The following is a 23,269-nucleotide window of genomic DNA, read 5'->3' on the forward strand; positions in this document are numbered from 1 at the left end:
TTCAGAATTGCGGCGATACGCTCACGCGTTATCGCCGCTTTTTTTTAAGGCGGCGACGAAACTTGCGAGGGCATGATCTCCGTGCACGTTTAAACGCACCCCGAGACACAATCCACTATTCGCGAAAATTATCGCTTCGCTGCCCGCCATTCGGCGGGCCTTTGCCGCTCCTCCGGTCACTGCTTTCTTTCAGAAAGCCACTCTTCAGGTCTTCATTTCGTTTCGATTCGCGTTCATTCGCGGTTTGAAAACATTGCGCGGATTTCATCGTCGATCTGCTCTTTCAGCCATTTCGGACTTTTCACTTTTGCGTAACGTCCGAATGCCAGAACCCACCGTTTAATTTCAAGGTCGCCTTTGGTTTCAAAACTGATTTCAATCGCACCGTTTTTCAGCCGTTTTACGGTTTGTTCAGGATGCCACTGCCGCGCGAGAACTTCATCGACAGTTTCCGGCATAAACTGCACCGTGACGCGGAACGGTTTATTCTGTCCGGCAAAACGCGAAAAGGTGTTTTCCAGTTCGGTTTCCGGATGAAACGACCCTTTAATTTCCACCGGTTTATTCAATAATTTTATTGTCTGAATCCGAGACAGCGCCAGCTGCCGGAAATTTTTAAATCCCTCAAACTGAACAAACAGATACCAGTCGCCCTGAAGATTCGCCAGATGCACCGGCGCAATACGGTAAACCTTTTCGCCTTTCCAGTTGCAATAACGGACTTCCAGCAATTGACGGCATTCAAGCGCCTGCACCACCGTTTCCCATGTTTTTGCAGCCACCGGCATCGCCGGCGGTGCCGTAAAACTGAAACGTGTAAACAGCTCTTCCGGACGAAGCGTAATATTCTCCGGCAGCAAAGAAGAGAGCTTGTCAAAAATCGCCATCAGCTTTTCCGCCACCGGTGTTCCCTGAAATTCATGCAGAAATTTTGACCCCATCAGCAGCGCCGCCAGTTCGCCCTCATTCATCTGAACCGCCGGCAGCATAAATGTCTGTTCCGTGTAATAATAACCGCGTTTCAATGCATCATACTCCAGCGGCGCATTCATCCGGTCACGCAGGAAATCAAAATCGCGCTGCTCTGTCTTGGTTGAAATTTCCCACTCCAATGCAAACGACGTACAATTCGGAAATTCGCCGTTCCGCACCCGCCGGTCAAGATCCAGCAGCCGCTCCGCCTGAGTTTTTGATCGTTTCATGAAAATACTATAATTGAATTAGTCAGACATACAATGTCCAATACCCGCACATTAAAACCGCGAATGAACACGAATAAGATGTTTCACATAAAGGCGTGAAAAAATGGCAGGGCGTGCAGTCCCTTGCGCCCCGCACGGTTGCAAGGGAGAAATAAAACAAAAGGATGCAAAGATCGCGGAGAAATGAAATTTTCTGACCGGATAACAGGATGACGGCATTTCCGATTGATGAGTTCAGGTTGCCGATTGAAAAGTTTTCATCTGCGTAATCTGTGTTTATCTGCGGATGAATTCTCCCTGCACTTTGGCAGTTACACACAAAAGAGAAAATTTTGACGGGATTAACAAGATTTTCAGGATAAATAACCACAAATAAAAACCCGGTTGATCCTGTTAATCTTGTCTAAAAATTAAATTGATCTCGATGCTGCCGGACAGCGAGGTCGCTATCCCTCCATTAATTCTGCGGACAAAATTCTTCTGGCGTCTTGGTAGTAAAAAAACTGTTCAGACGCCCTGTGTCCGACGAACTATGCTGTTATATCGCAATTAATTTTGCATTGCTCTTTTCAAAGTTTGCAAAGCAGTTAAACTGAAAACAGCAAAAGGGGGTTTTATGACGAAGTATTATTGTAAATATTGCGGTACACCATTTACGTCTGTGAATACACCGATACGGTGTTCATGTACTAGGCATCCAGACGGACGCGGGAAGCATGAACTGTACGAGGGTACGGAAAAAAGTATGTACACCTGTAAATATTGCGGCACACGCAGCCCGTCCATAAAATCGCTGACCAGCAGCTCGTGCGTCCGCCATCCGAACGGCGCCGGAAAAGGGCGGCACGCACCAGCACTATGAAATTCATGTACGAACAATACGAAACAGTTAGGATAAAAATGAATGTATGGAAAATCGGAACAAGATGGGGAGCAGAATCCGTATTAGATAAATTTATAGATTATGGTATTTTGTTTTTTGGTAACGACGACGACAAAAAGATGGGAGACTGTCAGAACGTAAGAGAAGGTGATTTGTTTGTTATTACAGAGGGAAAAACTCCAGTTGCGATAGCAAAGGCGTTATCCAGATTTCAACCCTATTCAACCAGTGATATAATTTTCCGTTACGCTGATGAAAATGATTTTATATATTCTGATACAATGATATGCCGCGCACAGATACGCTTATTAACCGAAAAAGTTTCATGGCGCATAGATCCACGAAAACGTTTTTGTGGTGCACCTTTGGCAAAGAAAGGCGTTGAAAACTATTGGGAGGCTCTCATAGAACAAGATATTACCGGGAAGTTCGATATTACTTCGAGAACTGTATCTTTGCTTCAATATGATAAAAAAGAGGGTCTTTTTTCAAGGTTCAAGACAAGTTAACTAGGTTGACATAGCCCTTAAGATGTTGTCTTGAAATGAGTAATAAATATATTTTCCATTCACGGATTTCGGAGCACGATTTCCGGCGTATTATCCGCTGCTTCCCGGTGGATATTGAAGCATCGAAGATTGCTGTTCTTACCGGGCTGAGCCGCAACACCATCAACCGGGTTATTTCTGCGGTACGCCGGCGGATTGCGGAGTGTTGCGAACTGGACAGTCCGTTTAAATGCGGCGAAGTTGAACTGGATGAAAGCTATTTTGGCGCCCGTCGTGTCCGAGGTATTCGCGGACGTGGCGCAAAAGGGAAACCCATCGTGTTCGGACTGATCAAACGAAAGAGCCGTGTCTACACTCAGGTTGTTAAGAACTGCTCTGTAAAGGAATTACTCCCGATTATACAACAGAAAGTTGATGTCGACTCGACCGTATATACCGATGGATTTAAAAGCTACGACGGGCTGGTGAATTTCGGTTATCGGAAGCATTATAGAGTTCATCATGGCGAACATGAGTTCGCGACCGGACGTAATCATATCAACGGAATCGAAACCTTCTGGAGCATTGCAAAAGTCCGTTTATCAAAGTTTAGAGGCATCCATCAATCCACGTTTTATCTTCACCTGAAAGAGTGTGAATTCCGATTTAATCATCGCCATGAAGATCTCTATCAGATACTGTTAAAAATGTTCAGAAAGCGTCCCATTAACTTGTCTTGAACCAAAAATAATGAACCATTATTTATTGGAACAATCCAGTTGTCTAAGCCGGTTCCACTTAACGCAGATAGAAAACTATTGCGTTATGATGTAATTGATGGTCAGCAACGACTTACTACATTTTTTATTATGCTATTATTGTTGAAAGAAACAGCGGGGATATCTTTATTACAAAATATACAAAAAATATTGGAAATGTTGCGAATTTAGGTGATTCAAGAAATCCTTATTTAAAAAATGCGAATTTAATTTTAGCAGAACTCGAGTCTCTCAAAGCGGAATTATCTCCCAATGAGACTATCAAAGCCGATTTATTATGTGGAACCATTAGGGCGTGTTAACACTGTTGCATTTATTTATGGATGGTTGTAAAAATGCCGCATGAAACTTACACAGGAACAATACGACCGGATAGCCGATGCGTTTCCGACGCAGCGCGGCAATGTCTCTTTGGATCATCTAACTGTGATGAATGCCATTCTCTATGCGCTCGAAAACGGCTGTAAATGGCGGGCGCTGCCGGCGGAATTCGGCAACTGGCATACCCTTTACACCCGCATGAGCCGCTGGGCAAAAGCCGGCGTACTGAACCGGATTTTTGTTCGATTGCAGGAAGAGGCCATGCTTTATGTCCGGATCGACGCCATGTCACTGGACAGCACCAGCGTCCGGGTTCATCCGGATGCCTGCGGGGCGTTGAAAAAAACGGCCCGCAAGCCATCGGGCGGTCACGGGGCGGACGAACTACAAAGATACATCTGGTTGCCGCAACTGCTCGTCAGGCAGTAATTTTCTGCTTGTCTGCCGGCAACGAGGGTGACGCGCCGCGGGGCAGAGAACTGCTGATGCGCATCGCCGGGTATTCACCCGGTATGACAAACTGGACATTATGTTTTTGGGATTCATTGTCTTCGCGTTCATCGTGGAATTCTTACGTTTGTGTTAACACGCCCTAATAAGGACTTAGAGCTGAGAAAAAAGGGAAAAGCAGTACCGTTTTATTATCCAGATTCACTTTATGTGAAAATCGGACAATGAATATAATTTTTTTTTCTATTATGTGGTTTCATTGTTAAGAAACTTATTATCGACCAAAGGATTAAGTTCGCTTCTTAATGCATTTGGCATTTTATGGCTTCTTATTCAGCTAACTGATTTTTTTCTTCCCAACGCATCCAATTTCTTGCAAAACTTATGGTATGTTTTTCTTATTATAGGCCTCGTAGTTGTTAGTATTAGATGCCGACCGACTTTATCTGTCTGTGAAAAATTAAAAGATCGAGACATCACTATTGAAATAGCAATCGGTGACTTATTTTCTCGCCAAGGAGATATAATTGTAGGAACAAACACAACATTTGATACTAAAATTTCCAGGGAACTCATTTCGGAGCACAGCGTTCAAGGACAGTTTTCTAAAAAATATTACGGCATTAATTCCAGTCAATTAGATAAAGAGATCGACGCCGAATTACATGGCATACCTTTTACTACCTTACAAGGAGCGCGTGTCGGAAAAAACAAGCAATACCCTTTGGGTACTGTCGTAAAATTAACCCCAAAAGAATGCGTTGGATACTTTGTTGCAATAGCAGATATCAATGAACATGGTGTCGCAAAAGGAACATTTGATGATTTAAAAAATTGTTTAGCAAAATTATGGGTTTTTATTGGAAATAAAGGATTAAAAGGGGATTTGATAATTCCAGTTTTAGGAAGCGGGTTTACGAGAATATCAACATCTCGACAAAGCATCATTCAGGAAATAATAAAATCCTTTATTGCTGCCTGCTCAGAAAAAATATTCTGCGATAAATTAATTATCATTATATCAGAAAATGATGCATCAAAAAATCATATTCAAATTGAGTCGCTTGGTAATTATTTAAAACAGTTGTGTGAATATACAGAATTTTGCACTCACTCGACTCCGGCATCGGGCACCGCTGTAATATAGGGCTAATCTCTAAATAGAAAGATTTCGTCGAGGGATTCTGCACCGGTAAGCGCCATGAGCAGACGGTCGATGCCGAGCGCACAGCCGCCGGCCGGCGGCATGGAGCTGAGTGCGGTTAAGAATTCTTCATCAATGGGGTAAACAACTTTGCCGAGCGCTTTTCTTTGTTCCGCCCATTTTTCAAAACGCCGGCGCTGTTCGTCGGCATCCGTCAGTTCGCTGTACGCGTTCGCGATTTCAACACCATTCAGATAAAGTTCCCACCGTTCGGCGACTGCCGGGTTTTCCGGCTTCAAGCGTGCGAGTGCGCAGCATTCCGCCGGATAATCCTGCAGAACCGCCACCGGAATTTTCTCGAGCGCCGGTTCGATTTTTTCGACCATGTCCAAATCAAAACGGTCGGCGTCAAAATTCTCAACCGGATTCCAGCCGGCGAATTTTTGATAAATTCCGGCGACGGTATAAACTTGCAAGGGTAGGGGCGCCGCGCCGCCGGCGTCCACTTTTTCAGTTTCGGCGCTCAAGGGACTGAGTGCCCTACCGGTTTCAATTCCAACCGCATTCAAAAGATTAACCGTATCATCCAGCATCGAATGATAATCACCGCCGGCGCGGTACCATTCGAGCATAGTATATTCCGGATGATGCCGGTCACCGCGTTCGCCCTGCCGGAAACATTTGCCGATCTCAAATATGTTTTCAGCACCGCGTGCGAGCAGTTTCTTATGATAGAGTTCCGGCGATGTTCTCAGCCAGCACTTGCCGGACGGCTCCGCGTCGATGTGCAGTTCCATGCACGGCGTTTTCATCCGGATCGGTGTTTCAACTTCAGTAAAACCTTCAGAATGGAAAAATGAACGGATGGTTTGAAGCAAAGCGTCGCGCTGTTTTAGTTGTTCCAACATAAAAATCAGTAAACAAAATCAGTCAGGAGTTAACCGCGGATATAAACGGATTTCATGCATGCTGATTTTTAGTTTTTCGCTTTTGTGTCCGTCTGCTTTTAAATCCGTTTTTATCTGTGTAATCCGCGGTAAAATGAAAGGCAGATATAATCACAGTTCGGATTTCGAGCTTTTAACTAGCCTTTCGAAACGCGGTCGGCATATTCACCGGTACGGGTGTCGATGCGGACAATATCGCCGATATTAATAAAGAGCGGGACGGCAAATTCATAGCCGTTGGCAAGCTTTGCCGGCTTCATGACATTTGTTGCAGTATTGCCGCGTGCGCCGGGCTCCGTTTCAGCAACGGTTTTTTCAACAAACGTCGGCAGTGTAATGTCGAGCGGCTTGTCGTTGTGAAACAGAATATCGACTTCCATATCTTCATTAATAAAGAAACGGTTCTGTCCAAGCTGTTCGGCGTTGAGGTGAACCTCTTCGTATGTATCGTTGTCGGAGAAAACATAGTCATCGCCGGATTCATAAGAAAACGTGTGCTGGCGCGATTCAAGCTGTGCTTTATCCACTTTATCACCGGAACGGTAGCTTTTTTCAAAGCTGGTGCCGGTGACGAGGTTTTTAATTTTGCAACGGTAAATCGCCTGGCCTTTGCCGGGCTTGGAAAACTGAAAATCGGTGATGATGCATGGATAACCGTCGATCTCAACCTTCAGTCCTTTTTTTAATTCTGATACATCGTACATAAATCTTCTCCGGTAAAAACTTGAGCGGCGGATTATGCAAAAAGTGTCCGGGCATGACAAGACCTTTGCCTGCCGTCTTTCCGGTTTCCGGCCGGTTCCATATCTCCCGCGCAGGATTTACAGAATCAATCAACCTTTCTTATTTTATCCTGTTAATCCTGTCAAAAAAACTCTCCGGTCTCGCGAGGATCTCTCTTTGTGAAAAATCCGCTTATATCTGCGGTTTTATTTTGCGTATTTTTTGCGGCGAGAAATCAGCGGGGTAAAATTTCTGAAAAAGTATTCCGGCACCCGGTGTTTCATGGTTTAATTTGTGTTTAATATTTCAGGAGAGTTGCACATGGCAAAAATTACGCGGGCGCTGCTGAGCGTTTCAGATAAAACAGGCATTGTTGATTTTGCAAAAGCGCTGCATGAGCGCGGAGTTGAACTGCTGTCAACCGGCGGCACGGCGAAAGCGCTGCGTGACGCCGGAATTCCGGCGAAAGATGTTTCGGAATTTACCGGTTTCCCGGAAATGCTCGACGGTCGCGTAAAAACATTAACGCCGCAGGTGCACGCCGGAATTCTTTACCTGCGCGACAATGCCGAACACATGAGCACCATGAAAGGACATGACCTTCTGCCGATTGATCTCGTCTGTGTGAATCTTTATCCGTTTGAAGCCACAATTGCCGCACCCGGCGTTTCGCTGGCTGAGGCGATTGAACAGATTGATATCGGCGGTCCGACAATGATCCGCTCCGCCGCCAAAAACATGAAGTTTGTCACTGTCATTACCGATCCGGCGGATTATGCGCGCGTACTTGAAGCGATGGATGCCAATTCCGGCGACACCACCGAAGAACTTCGTTTTGAACTCGGACAAAAAGTGTTTGCGCGCATGGCGGAATATAACGCTGCAATTGCCGGTTATCTGGCAGGACAGATAACCCGTGCAACGCCGCGTCCGTTTGTTAAAACGGCGGCGAACGGCACCGGATTGCGTTATGGAGAAAACGCGCATCAGCAGGCGTGGTTCTATCCGGCTGCCGCCGCCGCTGAAGCGTGCATCGCGCACACCGATATTCTGCACGGTAAAGAGATGAGCTATAATAACTATATCGACGGCGACGGTGCGCTTGAAGCAGTGAAAGAACTTTCCGGCCGGCCGGGTGTGGCGGTTATTAAGCACACCAATCCGTGCGGCTACGCCACCGGCGAAACGCTCGCCGAGGCATTTGAAGCCGCGTGGAGCAGCGATCCGGTGTCGGCCTTCGGCAGTGTGATTGCCGTGACGCAGAACGTGGATATGGCAACGGCGGAATGTTTGAAAGGCCGTTTTGTTGAAGCGCTGATCGCGCCGGATTTTGACGCCGGTGCGCTGGACCTGTTAAAATTAAAAAGTAAAAATATCCGGCTGCTTAAACTGCGTGCGCCGCTGACCAAAGCCGCGCCGCGCAAAATGGTCAAAGAGATCAACGGCGGAATTCTTGTGCAGGATGTCGACACCGCTCTGATTGCCGAATGGAAAAATGTAACGGAAACCGCCTTCGATGAATCCAGGCGCGCACTGGCGGAATTCGGAATCGCCGCAGCAAAACATACAAAGTCGAACGCCATTGTGATTGTGCAGGAATATAAGCCCGGACAGTTCCGTGTGCTCGGGATGGGCGCCGGTCAGCCGAACCGCGTGGATGCACTGCGCAAGCTCGCCGTTACCAAAGCGGCGGAAAATCTGAAACTGGAAAATCCGGAGATTACGCCGGAAGAGATTCAGAACGTGATCGGCGAATGCGTATTTGTTTCCGAAGCGTTCTTTCCGTTTGCTGACAGCATCGAAGAAGCGCACGCCATCGGCGCGCGTTACATCGTTCAGCCCGGCGGATCAATCCGTGACGACGAAGTCATCGCCGCCTGCAATCAATACGGTATTGCCATGGCCTTCACCGGTATGCGTCATTTTAAACATTAGCCGGAACACGCGCCGAATTTTTAACCGCAGAGGTCACCGAGATTCAGAGAAATCCTTTTGCTTCATATCTGCGTGCGCTCCGCGGTTTTAATTAATTCCATTCATGCGCTGCATACGCCTTTTTCCGTTTTGGATGGACGAAAACAGTTAGACGGGATAAACAAGAGTTACAGGATGTTTAAAAAGGCCGGCGTCCTGACGATGAAAAAACCCAATGGTTTAGTTGCTCAATAACACTGTTGCTCTGCGGCTTTCTTTTCTCTGATCATTCGAGGCAGTGCACAATCCGTTTAATCCGTGACATCTGCGGTTAAACATCGTTGTCGGAACACGGCGCGGGCGCGGTGTCTACGTTTCATTCTGCCGGATTATTCCTTTTTTGACGCGGTCGAGATACTGCTCAATCGCATCTTCAATCAGATATTGAATGGTGGTGCGGGGGTGCATATTTTGTGCCAGCTCTTTTAATTGACGCTTTAACTCTTTGCTGATCCGTACTGATTCCGTTGCACTCATTGGAATTAATGTAGTAAATCTCTCATCAAAAAGGAATACACAAAGCATTTCGATTTTTAATAATTATAATATGGTGTATTTTCCTTATAAACTTCTCAAGAAGTTTTGGGGTTCAAAAGTATTGTTTCGGCACAAAAAACCGTTACGTAAAATACCGAATGAAATTGTGTATTTGTCTCCTCAGCAGCACGAGCCCAAATAACAGCCAAAATAGGGCGAAATTAATATTGATACAATTGTGATAAATTGTATCTTATATGCGTAACGGGCAGGTGACAGATGCTCTAAAGGAGAGGCTCGGCGGTGAATCCGCACCGTCTTTGCCGGAGGAAAATTAACCCAGAAGGAGGTTGTTAGATGAAGAGGCTAATACTTGTTCTTGTAGCGGGACTTATCGGATTTGGTTTTTCTGCCGATCTCAAACCGTATTTCCGGTTGAGCGGGGGAGTTGCAGCTTTGCATGATATTGATGTTGATACACAAGGCATCGACGATATTGGAACTGATACAGGATATGTGCTGGGTGCTGCGGCAGGGCTTGGATTTGCAGAGGTACCGGTGCGTGTTGAATTTGAATTTTTCTATCAACAGTATGACATGGACCATATAAAAGATAACACCGGTGTCGTTATTGATAAAGGTAATCGGTTATCTACGCGGGCATTTATGCTGAACGGTTATTATGATTTTAAAAATAAATCCACTGTTACCCCCTATGTGATGAGCGGTGCCGGTGTTGTTCGTGCAAAAGCCAGAACCAAAAATCTCGGGAGCGACTCCGATACGCTAATGGCATTTCAGCTCGGTGCCGGCGTAGATTTCAAAATTGATGAAAACGTCAGCCTGGATCTTGGTTATCGATTTATGATGACTGCCGCCCCGGATTTTAAATTCGCCGGTAACAACCTTGATGTCGACGAGATTATGGGACACCGGGTTGAGCTAGGCATTCGTTATACATTCTAAATATTGAATTCTATCTTAATCACAGCCGCCGGAAAATTCCGGCGGCTGTAAAGGTGGGGCAGACATTCTTGTCTGCCTTTTTTTATATGAGACTGAGCAGACAGGAAAGCCTGCTCCACTTGATGCGGATGCCTCTATTCAAATGTAACTTTTACAATGTGCGGCAGTTCGCGATACTGGTTAATGTGGGGCAGACATTCTTGTCTGCCCTTTTTATATGAGACTGAGGAGACAGGAACGTCTGCTCCATTTGGTGCGGATGCCTCTATTCAAATGTAACTTTTGCAATGTGCGGCAGTTCGCGATACAGGCCGTCGTAATCAAGACCGTAACCGGTAACAAATACATTGTCGACTGCAAAGCCGGTGAAATCGGCGGCTATTTCAACTGCGCGCGTGGTTTTTTTATCGAGCAATACACAGGTTTTAACAGAACTCGCGCCGCGTGCGAGAAACAGCTCTTTGGCAAAGCGGAGTGTGCGTCCGCTATCGAGAATATCGTCCACCACAATCACTTCCCGGCCAAAAATATCCAGCGGTGTGTCCTGCGCAATTTTTACACTACCGCATGATTCGGTGCCGCTGCCGTAGCTCGACAGCGTAATGAAGCCGATGCGCGGATATTTGCCGTAGCGGTTGAAGCCGCGGATTAAATCGGCGAGGAACACAAAACTGCCGTTCAGAATTCCGAGTATCACCGGCGTTTCAGTTTTACACGCTCCGGCGATCTCCTCGCTCAGTTCGTCAACGCGCCGCCGGATTTTTTCTGCGGAAATCAGAACATGATGAATGTGATGAAGCTTCATGGGACGGAGTGTAGAGTCAAAAGCCTGGAAGTCAAAAGAAAGGCGGCAGGCACAACGTTAATTGTATCAGGGTGTGTTAACACGGGCGCAAGAATTCCACTGTGAACGCAAAGACAATGAATCCCATACACATGATATCCAGTTTGTCATACTGGGTGAATACCCGGCGACAGGATTTCACCTGCCGGATGAGTCGCTCCACCTCATTCCGTTTTTTATAGATGATTTTATCCTGTTCCCATGGATTTTTCCGGTTTGGATGGAGCGGGACAACGGGTATCAATTCCAGCGTCCAGGCCAGTTCCCGGGTTTCATCCTTTCTGCTTAACTGCTGCCGCGTTCTTGGGCCTGGCGGGTGCAGTAATGTCATTCAGCCCGAAGGTCGTTCAGCTCTGGAACTTCAGCGCAGAGTCAACGAACCGGGGACGCTGGTTGCCGCAACAAATGCTGCGGCGGGCGAACTGCGGCATCAGAGCATTGGTTTTTGACCAGTAAAGAGTACATGGAAAAGATGGGGTACGCCCAAGGACTTGTGCTCACTGCCGATGAGGTCGTTTGTGCGGTCGAAGAGAGAATTCTGCGGCTTTAGCTGTGAATGAATGAGCTTCCTGACTGCTGGAATGCGGGACTTCGCGGTGTTTAGATCGATTCCGACAGAAGCCGTGGTGAAATAAAAATCCTGAGCTTACCCTGGGCATCAGTTTTTTGATTCATGTCGCGATGCCCCGGTTGAACCGTTCTTCAACGGTTTCAAAATTCACTGTTTTAGGCGGGCAGGTGTTGATCCATATTTCGATCTCCTGGATCATTCTTCTACTGATTTTCCCGGCTTTTTCCCTTTCGGAATAAATCGCTGGATGAACCGGTTTGTGTTCTCATTTCCACCGCTTTCCACCGCGTTTTAACTGAATGAAGAAAGGTTCATTCTGGCATGGAACTTCTTCGCTTACAACCGGACACTTGCTTTTACAATTTACCCACTTAGAAGCGATGCTCTTTTATCGGTTTAAAATATTGTGTACGATATAAAAATTCAGGTACTATGATGCGCTATGAAAAGCGAACGAAATGTTGGAATAAATATTAGAATGTACCGCGAACAGTCGCGGCAAACACAAACATCTTTGGCCAAAAGTGCGGAAATCACTAAAAGTACGTTATCAAAAATAGAAAATGGACAAATTTCATCGACTGTTTCAACGTTAACACGCATTGCGAAAGCCATGGGACGCCCTTTATCCGATTTTTTTGCAGAACCGCCGACTAAAACCGCATATGTTTTTACTCCTGCAGGAGAGGGCGAGATTGTCACGCGCGGCGGAACCGAGATCGGGCATGTGTATGAAGGGTTGGCGTTGTCAATGACAGGCAAAGCGACTCAACCCTACTTGATGACAATTCATCCTGGCGATCCACCCGGCCGTTTTAAGCATGGCGGAGAAGAATTTTTCTATGTGTTATCAGGGAGGATGGTCGCTTCTGTCGGGGACAAGTTTTTTGAAATGGGGCCGGGGGATTCTCTTTATTTTTATTCTGAAAACGTGCATTCTGCGAAAGCAGTCGGCGACATCCCCGTACGATTTCTGTGTATATATGCCGACAATTAGGCCGACATCACGTTAATTCATATTTCTCATTCTTATCTGTTGCGGATTAACAGGTTACATCCCGTAAAGAACCCGGGATTAGGATTCTGTTTTCCGGCAGAGCCCATTAGAGCCGGCGCGCCGTTTGACGGTATTCGCAAGCCGGTAAGCGCTGAAATGAGGCCGGATATCTTCTGTGTTTTTAGATGGAAAAACATTTGACACATGTTTCTCTTCAAGATACTTTGTTTCCTGAAAAGTGAAATGAGATGGTCTTATTTCACGCAAACAAACGGGTAATGCAGGAGTGGTTCCTGCATGTATGGGAACAGAAAAAAACAGGAGGTAGCTATGAGGTATAAAGCGGGTTTTCTCGCGATATCGATCGCGGCACTGGCAGCGATGTCCTTCGCAGTGGAAATTGAGTGGAGCGGCGGCACGGGCGACTGGGCGACCGGTTCAAACTGGATCGGCGGGTCGGCACCATCAACAGGTGATGGCGCATTGATTAAAACCGGAACAGCAACGATCACAGGAACGCATTCTGTGACGCAGGGTGTTTTCGGTTCAGGTTCCGGTGCCGTTGGCACAGTTATTGTTAACGGGGGGTCGCTTGCCAGTTCCGGAGTTGTTCATTTAGGGGCAACTACCAACTCTCAGGGTATTCTTACGGTTAATAACGGCGGAACTGTTGATCTGACGAAAACGCTATACGTAGCTTATAATATCGGTTCCGGTGAACTGAATATTAACGGAAGTGGTTCAAGAGTTACTATTAATGCAGGCACTGGCAATACTCTCACTGTAGGGCGTAACAACGGCACTACGGGAACAGTTTCTATCACCGGAGGAGGTCTATTGACTACCAGCGGCACTGTCTACCTCGGAAATACAGCCAATGCTACAGGTTCAGTCCTGATTGATGGACAGAATTCTGTGTGGAAATCTCTCGGCGGGACGTTTTATGTCGGGAATACCGGGACGGGAACACTGACCATACAGAACGGCGGCTTTGTAAGCGTTGCTGGGACAATAACAAATGGTGCAAAGGGGTCTATTCAGATCGGGATTGATGGAGCGCTTGCGATTGCTGACGGCGGCAGCACTGCCACCAATCTGGACGAATTCTATGGATTGTTTGTTACCGGGTCCGCGAAAAATATTACGTATTGGAATGGGGCAGGCTGGGACGATATCAGCAATGCTGTTCTGGGAACTGATTATACGCTGACGTCATATAGTGATGGCGGGAAAGATTATACAAAACTGACCGTTATTCCTGAACCGGTTACGTCGGCGTTCTGGGTGATTGCGTCGGCTGCTTTTCTAGTATATCGGCGATTGAGTATATAACGAAAGTATGCCTGAAGCCGGCATTTGTCCGGTTTCAGGCATTTTATTTTTGAGCCGGCCATTTTTTAACGAAAACTGTAATTCAGGAGACTGTTATGAAAAACTCGAAGCTTCCAGCAGCTATTCTTACTTTTTTTGTTTTGATATCGGTAAATTTTGCATTAGCGGCAGTCTGGTGGAGCGGCGCCGAGGGTGACTGGTCAGCCAAGACAAACTGGGATGGCGGTAAGGTTCCGCCAAAAGAAGAGAGAGCCTATATCGACAACGGCGGAACTGCAACGGTTTCAGATTCACAATTTGTGACGACTGCGAATGCCGGCTGGAATGCTTCCGGCGCAATTATTGTGGCGAAAACAGGCGTGCTGAATTCCACTGGCGGATCAATTAATCTGGGCCGAAAAGCAAAGGCAATAGGGACGTTGACTGTTGATGGAGGAACGGTCATCAGCGGCGTCGGTCTTTATACCGGATATGAAGGCGGCGGCGGAACGATCAATGTATTAAATGGCGGCACCATTACGCTGACTTCTGTGCTGCATCTGGGCTACAGCAACTCTGCCGCGCCGCATAAACTTACGATTGACGGAAAAGGATCAAAGGTTGTTGCCAAATCCGACGGAAATTCAACCGTAATCGCGCGCGCCGGCAGCACCTCAGCCATGGTAGAGATCACGAATGGCGGTCGGTTGATCAGTGCCGGTGATGCCTATACGGCGAACACAGCCAAAAACACAGCAACAGTGCTAATTGATGGCACCGGTTCAGAATGGAAGATCGGAAAAAAACTTTATATTGTAAACCGTGGCACAGGAACATTGACCATCCAGAACGGCGGGCTTGTAAGCGCCAAGGAAATATTCATCGGCGAGCCCGGTTCTGTCCGGATGGGCGGCGGCGGTATGCTTGCGGTTGCTGATGGCGGTAAACCGGCAAAAACGATGGAAGACTTTCTGCAACGGCTTGTTACCGGCTCAGGTAATATTCAGTACTGGAACGGCTCGGAGTGGGTTCATATTTCTAAAGCGGTGATCAATACCGATTATACGCTGGATACTTTTCGGGAAGATTCTACGAGCTATTCCCGCTTAACCGTAACGCTAAAGCGCTGACATATTTTTTATTCATGCCATACGCGTGCCTGTTTATAAGAAACAGACACGTTGCCCGGCTTTGAGATGGAGGAACGTTGATGAACTATAAAAAATGCCGGCAGGTGTTTCTTGCTGCGTTTGTTGTGACAGCAGCAAATCTCACGTTTGCGGCGACAAATCGATGGAACGTTGGCACGGGAGACTGGTCGAACGGTTCAAACTGGATCGGCGGATTACCGGCATCGGCTGATGATGCTCATATTGACAACGGCGGAACAGCAACCATTACAAATTCGCAATCTGTAAACAGCGCCACAGCCGGTCATGATGTTGCCGGCACAATCGCCGTAAATACCGGCGGTACGCTTAACAGCACGGACTTCATTCATATCGGCCGTAACGCCGGCGCGTCCGGAATATTGACGATTGATGGCGGAACGGTAACCGGTATTTCCGGTCTTCATTCCGGAAGCGGTAACGGAAGCGGAACGGTGAATGTGTTAAACGGCGGCACGATTACGTTATCATCAGGATTATATTCAGGCTATGCGGGATCCGGTTCACATCAGCTTACGATTGACGGGAACGGGTCAATAGTTGCTGTTAACACCAACGGTAATGCAGTCATTTTTGGCCGAGGGGGTACCGTTTCAGTAGCGCTTGTGATTACGAATGGCGGTCAGTTGATTGCTACCGGTCATTGTTTTCTTGCTAATGGAGCCAATACGACAGTTGCAGCAGTGATTGATGGCGCCGGTTCAGCATGGACGGTTGGCAGAAAGCTTACTGTCGGAACGGGTTCCGGGACTCTGACGATTCAAAACGGCGGACTTGTGAGTGCTGACGAAATAACAATTGGCGCGAAGGGCATGATTCGAATCCGCGCCGGCGGTGCGCTGGCGCTTAAAGGAAATGTCAGCACACTGTCCGGCTTCATGAATTTGGTGACTGGCAGTGCGCAGAAGATTCAGTATTGGAACGGAACGGGCTGGGCCGATATTACGGCTGCTCAGGGAAGTGATTATACGCTGGATACATATACTCACGGCAGCGACACGTATACAAAGTTGACTGTGCGGGGTGTGCGTATCGGACTTTTTATTATGCATTAACAGAGGGCGGTTCACGTAAATAAACGCGGCAAAGGTGCTCGGGTTGTCTGTCACTTTTTATCAGGAGAATTATATGAAGACATTTGTATGTAGATTAGGAATTGTTTCTATCTGTTGTTTTCTGTCGGTGAATGCGTCAGCGGATGTTCGATGGAAAAGCCCGACGGGTGACTGGTCCGTTGGTAAGAACTGGGACACCGGCACGAAACCCTCGGTGAATGATGATGCCTATGTTGACAACAAAGGAACGGCAACCGTTGAAGATACTCAATCTGTGCGCAGCGCCACGGCAGGGTATGATGCCGCCGGTACAATTATCGTGACTGCCAATGGCGTGCTGAACAGCGAAGATTCGATTCGCGCCGGCATTAACCGCGGAGCAATCGGAACGTTTACCGTTGATGGCGGAACGGTAACCAGCGCGGCCGGTCTGTATACCGGAACCAATTACGGAAGCGGAGCGGTAAATGTATTAAATGGCGGCACGATTACAGTGTCAGCGTTATATTTTGGATACCAGGCAGGTTCGCAACAGCTTACGATTGACGGGAGCGGTTCAAAAATTACCGTTAATACCACCAGCGGTAATTCGACTGTTTTCGGGCGCGGCGGCACCGTTTCAGCAACGGTTAATCTCACAAATGGCGGGCAGTTGATCAGTAACGGCGGCAACGCTTATCTTGGCAACACAGGCAATACGAGCGCGACAGCGTTGATTGACGGCGCCGGCTCCGCATGGAAGGTTGAGAAAAAACTTTTTATCGGCAACAGCGGCACCGGAACCCTGACGATTCAAAACGGCGGACTGGTGAGCGCCGGGGAAATAACGATCGGCGAGAAGGGTTCGATTCGAATTGGTGTCGGCGGTGCGCTGGCCATTAAATACAGCTCAACCAGCAGCGTCGGAGATTCGTTGGCCGATTTCATGGCTCTCATTAAAGGGACTTCAAAGATTCTGTATCTGGCCGGTTCGGACTGGGTTGATATTGAAACCGGCATTGATGGCGTAAATTATTTTCTGGATCGTTACAGTGAAGACGGTGTCACGTACCGCCGGTTAACCGTGCAGGCGTCCACAGATTTCAGAGTGGCGTCTCTGTTTTCAGACAATATGGTTCTGCAGCAGCAGCGTAATATTGCAATCTGGGGCTGGGCCAAAGCAAACAGTACGGTGACGGTTACTCCCGACTGGACCGCTCCGGTTTCTGTGGTTGCGGATGCCGCCGGCCGGTGGAGCGCAACGGTGTTGACTCCCGCCGCGTCATTTACTCCGCACACGCTGACGCTGGATGACGATCAGGGAAACTCTGTAACGCTTACCAATGTACTGGTTGGCGAGGTATGGGTCTGTTCCGGTCAATCCAATATGTTTTGGCCGCTGAGATTAACCGATGATGGCGCCGCCGCAATCGCTTCGGCAAATCCAAATATCCGGCTATTCACTGTGCCTCAAAAACCATCGAAAGAACTATTGGTCAGCTGCGGCGGTTCATGGAGAGTCGCGGACAACAATACACTTCCGGAGTTCAGCGCCGTTGCCTATTACTTCGGCAGGGAACTGATTGAACAGCTGGATGTTCCGATCGGGCTGATACACAGCTCCTGGGGCGGAACTCCGGCGGAAGCATGGACACCGCAGGATGTATATTTGGCTGATCCCGTACTCCGTCCTATTCTGGATCGCAAGGTTACAGAAGCAAAACATGAGTGTAGCAGTCTTTATAACGCAATGATCCATCCGTTAGTGAAGTATGCTATCAAAGGAGTGATCTGGAATCAGGGCGAAAACAATCGCAGCCGTGCCGAGGAGTATAAAGCATTGTTTCCCGCGATGATCAACTCGTGGCGCACGCAATGGAATCAAAACGATCTACCGTTTTATTTTGTACAGATTGCACCTTTTATTCTTGGGCATCCGAATAATCCGCAGCCGAACGGCACAAAAGTTCCTGAGTTGCAGGAGGCGCAGTTATACACGATGAAGACTGTACCGCATACAGGGATGGTTGTCCCAATGGATGTTGGAAATCTCACGGATATTCATCCAAGGAATAAACTGCCCGTTGGTCAACGGTTGGCGCTGTGGGCACTGGCGAAAACCTATGGCCGCGATGTGCTCTATTCCGGACCGGTTTACCGGGAGATGGTTGTTGAGGGCAGCCGGGCCAGAATTTTATTCGACTATGTTGATGGAGGATTAAAAACTAACGATGGCAAGGCTCCGAATGAATTTACTATTGCAGGTTCCGACATGGTGTTCTACTCGGCGACTGCAATAATTGACGGCAGCACTGTTCTCGTTTCCAGCGATGATGTAGAGCATCCTGTTGCAGTGCGTTATTGCTGGCGGAATGCGGCGGAAGGAAATCTGTTTAATGTAAACGCCAATCTGCCTGCGTCATCATTTAGAACAGATATTCTTAAACCGGGCGTTCTATTCCAGATACGGAATGCACGAACAGATATAATACCGGCAATTACTGTTCCGGCTATTGATCTTGATTCGGATGTGCACCGGATAGTGATTGTTGATAAAGAGAAGGATCAATACCTTGGCCAGGTTTCAACAACCCGGCTTAAGGACAGCGAAATAATTTTTGCCGCTTATCCCAAAGGACATGGGGCCGGTCCTATTGTTCTTAAACGCAGTGATGACGGCGGGTTCACCTGGAGCGGGCGCCTGAAGACACCCGCCAGTTTTGAGAGCAGCCGGGAAACGCCCACCATTCACAGTGTGATTGATGCTGATGGTGTTGAACGGCTGATTCTCTGGTCGGGACTTTATCCGGCACGTATGGCCCATAGTGAGGATAAGGGAGAAACGTGGTCTGAGCTGGCCGCAGCGGGTGACTGGGGCGGAATCGTGGTGATGGGATTTGTCGAACCCTTGAAAACGAAAGGGTGCTACATTGCAATGTTTCATGATAACGGAAAGCTTTTCACAGGCAAGGGAGAAGCCATCAAAGGGCGGCGGCTGTATCAAACCTTCAGCCGCGACGGCGGGCTGACCTGGTCTATGCCGGAGCTGGTTCTTACATCGACGGATACTGCTCTTTGTGAACCCTATGCACTCCGTTCTCCGGATGGGAATCAATTGGCCGTTTTACTGCGCGATTCAAGCCGGACGAAAAGCTCTCATGTTATTTTTTCAGATGATGAAGGAATTACGTGGAGCAAGCCCAGAGAACTTCCACTGTCGTTGACGGGCGACCGGCATACCGGAAGATATACTTCCGACGGCCGGCTGTTTATCAGTTTTCGTGCAAACTCTCCGGTGTCTGCCCGCCCGTCCCGTATTTTTGAAAAAGACTGGGTCGGCTGGGTCGGCACCTATGAAGACATCGTAGAAGGCCGCGAGGGACAATATATTGTACGGCTGAAAAAAAATTTCCGAAATACGCATGGTTGGGACTCCCGGTATCCGGGATACGATTGCGGATATCCGGGCGTTGAGACGCTTCAGGATAATACCGTGATTTGTACGTCCTACGGCCACTGGGTTCGCGGAGAGGCTCCTTATATTATCAGCATGCGCTTTTCTCTAACAGAGTTGGATGAATTAGTAAAAAAAGAAGCGGGAAATAATGGATGCCAATGAAGTGATAATGGATGTTGCCGCGACAGGATCCGGGCTTGGCATTCTGGATTGGCTTGTAATTGCCGGTTATTTGTTCGGCATGATTTTTATCGGGTGGTTTTTTTCAAAAGAGGCAAAAACAGCTGAAGGTTATTTGCTGGGCGGGCGTCAGATGAAATCCGCCTGGGTCGGACTCTCGCTGTTTGCCACTTTACTCAGCGCGATCTCGTATCTGATGGTCCCGGGAGAAGTGATTCAAAACGGTCCGGCGTTCATGCTCGGGAAAATCGCGGCGTATCCGATTGTTGTGCTGATTGTCGGTTTCTTTCTGATTCCGGTGATTATGAAATTAAAAATCACCAGCGCCTACGAAATGCTGGAAACACGGCTCGGGCTTGGTGTCCGGATGCTCGGATCAGTCTTCTTTCTGCTGCTGCGCCTGATGTGGATGGCCGCAATTGTATACACCACATCGGCGAAGGTTCTGATACCGATCTTCGGCCTTTCGGAATCCGTTTCCATATATTTCTGTTTTCTTATTACACTGATTACCATTGCCTATACGTCTATGGGCGGCCTGAAAGCAACCGTATATACGGACGTTGTACAGTCCTTTGTTCTGTTCGGCGGAACATTTCTGACCATCGGAATCATTGCCTTTAAACTCGGCGGCATCGGCAACTGCATTCCTTCTGAGCGGCCTGCTCACTGGCCGGAATTCCAGTGGGGATTCGGTTCAGCGCCGGGCGCGCGGACATTTATGGCGGCGCTGATTTCAACGGTGGTCTGGTTTGTCAGCACAAACGGATCGGATCAAACCGCGATCCAGCGTTATTTATCCACTCAGGATGTTAAAACCGCACGCCGGACGCTGACCTATGCCATGGCCGCCAGCGGATTTGCAGGCATTTTATTGACCATCGTTGGTTTATGTCTTTTATCGTTTTATCAGACAAAACCGGAACTGCTTGGCATGGGCGCAGGATTTACAACCGGAGCGGATAAAGTATTTCCGCTCTATATAACCAGCCAGCTTCCCGCCGGACTGAGCGGTCTTGTATTATCAGGGCTGTTAGCGGCGGCAATGTCCAGCCTTTCGTCCGGGCTGAACTCATCCTGTTCCGTTGTCATGGTCGATTTTATCGGCCGGTTCCGCGGAGATAAAAAAGACAGCATCAATCCGGTGAAAATGGCGAAATTAATTACAGTATGTATTGGAATTGTCGTTGTTCTCTTCAGCGTTGTTGTCGGAATGGTTAAAGGCAATCTGCTGGATATGGCGTTCAAAATCTGCAACCTGCTGACGGCGCCGCTGTTCGGCCTTTTCTTTATGGCAATATTTGTCCGCCGGGCGACCGGCGCCGGCACGCTCATCGGCGCAGCCGCGGGCGTCATCACCGTCTTCGTGATCAGTTTCTGGGAAGACCTCTTTCTGGGACCGACCGGACTTAAAGGGATCAGCATTCTGTGGGCAATGCCTGTGTGTCTGCTGGTGCAGATTGTAACCGGTGTGCTTGCAAGTCTGGTGGTTGGAACCAGCGGTCCACCGTTAGACAGGGATTAATCATGGAGATTTCCGGATTTATAGATCTGCAGGTTAACGGCTACAAAGGCATTAACTTTTCTGCAGCGGATTTGGCCGAAGAGGGATTCTGCTTTGCCTGTGAAGAGCTGCTGAAAACCGGAACCGCCGCGTTCCTGCCGACGCTGGTAACCAGCGCCTCAGACGCCTATGCCCGGACGCTTCCGCTCATTGCGAAAGCGTCCGGAAAATATTTTAAAAAAATCATTCCGGGAATCCACCTCGAGGGACCGTTTATCTCAAGCTGTCCTGGAGCGGTAGGCGCTCATGCTGCGGAGAATACTAAACAGCCGTCGGTCGCATCCTTTGATAAACTCCGGGAGCTTTCTGAGGGCCGCATCAGACTGCTGACTATTGCCGCGGAAGGTGAGGATGCAGAAAAACTGATTGCTCATGCCGTAAGCAAAGGCGTGGCGGTTTCTTTGGGTCACCAAATGGCGGAGTATGGGCAGATCCGCCGCTGCTATGATGCCGGCGCCTGCGCCATGACGCATCTTGGAAACGGCATGCCGAATGAAGTGCCGCGGCACCGGAATCAGCTGATCTCCGGCCTGGCGATAAAAGCGCTTAAAGCAATGATTATTACCGACGGCCATCATCTCCCCGAACAGGTGATCCGCGCCGTTTTTAATGCGAAAGAAACGGCGGATATCATTGTAACAAGCGATGCGTCGTCAATCGCCGGATGTCCGCCGGGAACATACAATGTTGGCGGGAGCGCAATTGTGCTTGAGGAAAACGGCTATCTTCATAATCCGGAAAAACAGTGCATGGCCGGATCCGCGTCAACCATGCTGGAATGCATGAACCATCTTGCATCGCTGAACATATTGCCGCTGAAAGAGCTGTTGAATGTCGGATTCTATAATCCATTGAAAATGATCGGTGTCGAACCGGATGAACTTAATTGTCAGCCGGCGATGAGATGGGACGAACACCGGCGGATGTTTGAACTCATACAATAGAAGAGAGAAAAGTGGCGCGTGAAGGCACGCGATAGAGCAACACATAATAAAAAAGTGCAGATATGATAAAAATAAATAAATTTGAAACCGAGGCGGAGGCAGGGCGCGCTGCGGCCGAAGCGGGTGCGAACGCGATTCGCGCCGCCATTCATAACCGCGGTGAAGCATCCATTATTGTCGCAACCGGAGCGTCGCAGTTCCGTATGCTGGAAGCGCTGATCCGGCAGCCGGACATTGCCTGGAACCGGATCAATGTTTTTCATCTGGATGAATATATCGGAATTCCGATAACTCATCCGGCATCGTTCCGCCGCTACTTGTGGGAGCGATTTCATTCGAAACTGCCCGTTCCGGTGAAAACATTTCATTATATTGATACAGAAAACGATCCCGAAGCGGAATGCCGTCGGCTCAGTGAATTGATCAAAACTGTTTCCATCGACGTCTGCTTTTGCGGGATTGGAGAAAATGCGCATCTGGCATTCAACGATCCGCCGGCGGATTTTGAAACTGACAGTGCTTATATTTTAGTGAAACTGGATGATGCCTGCCGTCAGCAGCAGTTGGGTGAAGGCTGGTTTCCTGCGCTGAATGATGTTCCGGAAAAAGCAATTTCCATGTCGATTCAGCAAATGCTGAAATCTGAAAAAATCATCTGTACGATACCGGGAAAACAAAAAGCAGTTGCGGTTGATAACACGCTTTCCAGCGAAATTTCTCCGCAGATTCCTGCAACTATTTTGAAGACGCATCGCGACGCAACGTTTTATCTGGATCGTCATTCCGCCTCTTTATTGAAATAAAAACAGACGGATATTTTGATAGCGCAGATTAACAAAAACGG

19 protein-coding genes and 1 pseudogene are annotated in these 23,269 nt (G+C 48.2%); 14 read left to right on the forward strand and 6 right to left on the reverse strand.

Annotated features, from left to right (window positions below; genetic code table 11):
- Nucleotides 1–233: 233 nt before the first annotated feature.
- Nucleotides 234–1,202, reverse strand: coding sequence for a WYL domain-containing protein (locus WC959_08725; protein ID MFA5689214.1), 969 nt, complete (start codon nucleotides 1,200–1,202; stop codon nucleotides 234–236).
- A gap of 900 nt (nucleotides 1,203–2,102) precedes the next feature.
- Between WC959_08725 and WC959_08730 the strand changes: the two genes are divergently transcribed.
- The 4 genes and pseudogenes from WC959_08730 to WC959_08745 all read left to right on the forward strand — a co-directional run bounded on the left by WC959_08730 (nucleotide 2,103) and on the right by WC959_08745 (nucleotide 5,270).
- Nucleotides 2,103–2,594 (forward strand): hypothetical protein, encoded by a 492-nt coding sequence (locus tag WC959_08730; protein ID MFA5689215.1) that lies wholly within the window; start codon nucleotides 2,103–2,105, stop codon nucleotides 2,592–2,594.
- 35 nt (nucleotides 2,595–2,629) lie between these two features.
- Nucleotides 2,630–3,313, forward strand: a complete 684-nt coding sequence (locus tag WC959_08735) for an IS1595 family transposase (protein MFA5689216.1) — start codon at nucleotides 2,630–2,632, stop codon at nucleotides 3,311–3,313.
- Nucleotides 3,314–3,694: 381 nt separating this feature from the next.
- Nucleotides 3,695–4,259, forward strand: a pseudogene (locus WC959_08740) (IS5 family transposase).
- A 237-nt stretch (nucleotides 4,260–4,496) separates the two neighbouring features.
- A complete protein-coding gene (locus tag WC959_08745) occupies nucleotides 4,497–5,270 on the forward strand; it encodes a macro domain-containing protein (GenBank protein MFA5689217.1) in 774 nt (257 codons plus the stop codon).
- Nucleotides 5,271–5,272: 2 nt separating this feature from the next.
- On the opposite strand, the gene epmA is transcribed toward WC959_08745, so the two are convergent.
- Both epmA and efp read right to left on the reverse strand, forming a co-directional pair.
- On the reverse strand, nucleotides 5,273–6,175 hold the full coding sequence (epmA, locus tag WC959_08750) for an EF-P lysine aminoacylase EpmA (GenBank protein ID MFA5689218.1): 903 nt from the start codon (nucleotides 6,173–6,175) through the stop codon (nucleotides 5,273–5,275).
- 176 nt (nucleotides 6,176–6,351) lie between these two features.
- Nucleotides 6,352–6,918: an elongation factor P gene (gene efp / locus WC959_08755; GenBank protein ID MFA5689219.1), complete on the reverse strand. Its 567-nt coding sequence runs from the start codon at nucleotides 6,916–6,918 to the stop codon at nucleotides 6,352–6,354.
- Between the two features lie 340 nt (nucleotides 6,919–7,258).
- On the opposite strand from efp, the gene purH reads away from it, so the two are divergent.
- Nucleotides 7,259–8,872: a bifunctional phosphoribosylaminoimidazolecarboxamide formyltransferase/IMP cyclohydrolase gene (purH, locus tag WC959_08760; GenBank protein MFA5689220.1), complete on the forward strand. Its 1,614-nt coding sequence runs from the start codon at nucleotides 7,259–7,261 to the stop codon at nucleotides 8,870–8,872.
- Nucleotides 8,873–9,220: 348 nt separating this feature from the next.
- Here the strand turns inward: purH and WC959_08765 are convergent, their stop codons facing one another.
- Nucleotides 9,221–9,388, reverse strand: coding sequence for a ribbon-helix-helix protein, CopG family (locus WC959_08765; protein ID MFA5689221.1), 168 nt, complete (start codon nucleotides 9,386–9,388; stop codon nucleotides 9,221–9,223).
- Between the two features lie 357 nt (nucleotides 9,389–9,745).
- On the opposite strand from WC959_08765, the gene WC959_08770 reads away from it, so the two are divergent.
- Nucleotides 9,746–10,354 (forward strand): outer membrane beta-barrel protein, encoded by a 609-nt coding sequence (locus WC959_08770; GenBank protein MFA5689222.1) that lies wholly within the window; start codon nucleotides 9,746–9,748, stop codon nucleotides 10,352–10,354.
- A gap of 265 nt (nucleotides 10,355–10,619) precedes the next feature.
- On the opposite strand, the gene hpt is transcribed toward WC959_08770, so the two are convergent.
- Both hpt and WC959_08780 read right to left on the reverse strand, forming a co-directional pair.
- Complete coding sequence (gene hpt, locus WC959_08775; protein ID MFA5689223.1) at nucleotides 10,620–11,159, reverse strand: hypoxanthine phosphoribosyltransferase; 540 nt, start codon at nucleotides 11,157–11,159, stop codon at nucleotides 10,620–10,622.
- A 76-nt stretch (nucleotides 11,160–11,235) separates the two neighbouring features.
- On the reverse strand, nucleotides 11,236–11,529 hold the full coding sequence (locus WC959_08780; protein MFA5689224.1) for a transposase: 294 nt from the start codon (nucleotides 11,527–11,529) through the stop codon (nucleotides 11,236–11,238).
- 682 nt (nucleotides 11,530–12,211) lie between these two features.
- Here WC959_08780 and WC959_08785 point away from each other — a divergent pair.
- The 8 genes from WC959_08785 (at nucleotide 12,212) to WC959_08820 (ending at nucleotide 23,228) form a co-directional block, all read left to right on the forward strand.
- The gene (locus WC959_08785; protein MFA5689225.1) at nucleotides 12,212–12,766 is read left to right on the forward strand and encodes a cupin domain-containing protein; all 555 of its coding nucleotides are present in this window, start codon (nucleotides 12,212–12,214) and stop codon (nucleotides 12,764–12,766) included.
- Between the two features lie 330 nt (nucleotides 12,767–13,096).
- Entirely contained in the window at nucleotides 13,097–14,098 is a 1,002-nt protein-coding gene (locus WC959_08790) for a hypothetical protein (GenBank protein MFA5689226.1), read from the forward strand.
- Between the two features lie 95 nt (nucleotides 14,099–14,193).
- Nucleotides 14,194–15,207 carry a hypothetical protein gene (locus WC959_08795; GenBank protein ID MFA5689227.1) on the forward strand — a complete coding sequence of 338 codons (1,014 nt, stop codon included), beginning with the start codon at nucleotides 14,194–14,196 and terminating at the stop codon, nucleotides 15,205–15,207.
- Between the two features lie 80 nt (nucleotides 15,208–15,287).
- Complete coding sequence (locus WC959_08800; GenBank protein ID MFA5689228.1) at nucleotides 15,288–16,301, forward strand: hypothetical protein; 1,014 nt, start codon at nucleotides 15,288–15,290, stop codon at nucleotides 16,299–16,301.
- Nucleotides 16,302–16,374: 73 nt separating this feature from the next.
- Nucleotides 16,375–19,899, forward strand: coding sequence for a sialate O-acetylesterase (locus WC959_08805; GenBank protein ID MFA5689229.1), 3,525 nt, complete (start codon nucleotides 16,375–16,377; stop codon nucleotides 19,897–19,899).
- Nucleotides 19,886–21,442, forward strand: coding sequence for a sodium/solute symporter (locus WC959_08810; protein MFA5689230.1), 1,557 nt, complete (start codon nucleotides 19,886–19,888; stop codon nucleotides 21,440–21,442). Before WC959_08805 ends, WC959_08810 begins: the two co-directional genes overlap by 14 nt.
- Nucleotides 21,443–21,444: 2 nt before the next feature.
- Entirely contained in the window at nucleotides 21,445–22,425 is a 981-nt protein-coding gene (locus WC959_08815) for an amidohydrolase family protein (GenBank protein MFA5689231.1), read from the forward strand.
- 62 nt (nucleotides 22,426–22,487) lie between these two features.
- Nucleotides 22,488–23,228 (forward strand): glucosamine-6-phosphate deaminase, encoded by a 741-nt coding sequence (locus WC959_08820; protein ID MFA5689232.1) that lies wholly within the window; start codon nucleotides 22,488–22,490, stop codon nucleotides 23,226–23,228.
- The last annotated feature ends 41 nt before the right edge of the window (nucleotides 23,229–23,269 follow it).

This window comes from Kiritimatiellales bacterium, assembly GCA_041656295.1.
GTDB lineage: Bacteria > Verrucomicrobiota > Kiritimatiellia > Kiritimatiellales > Tichowtungiaceae > Tichowtungia.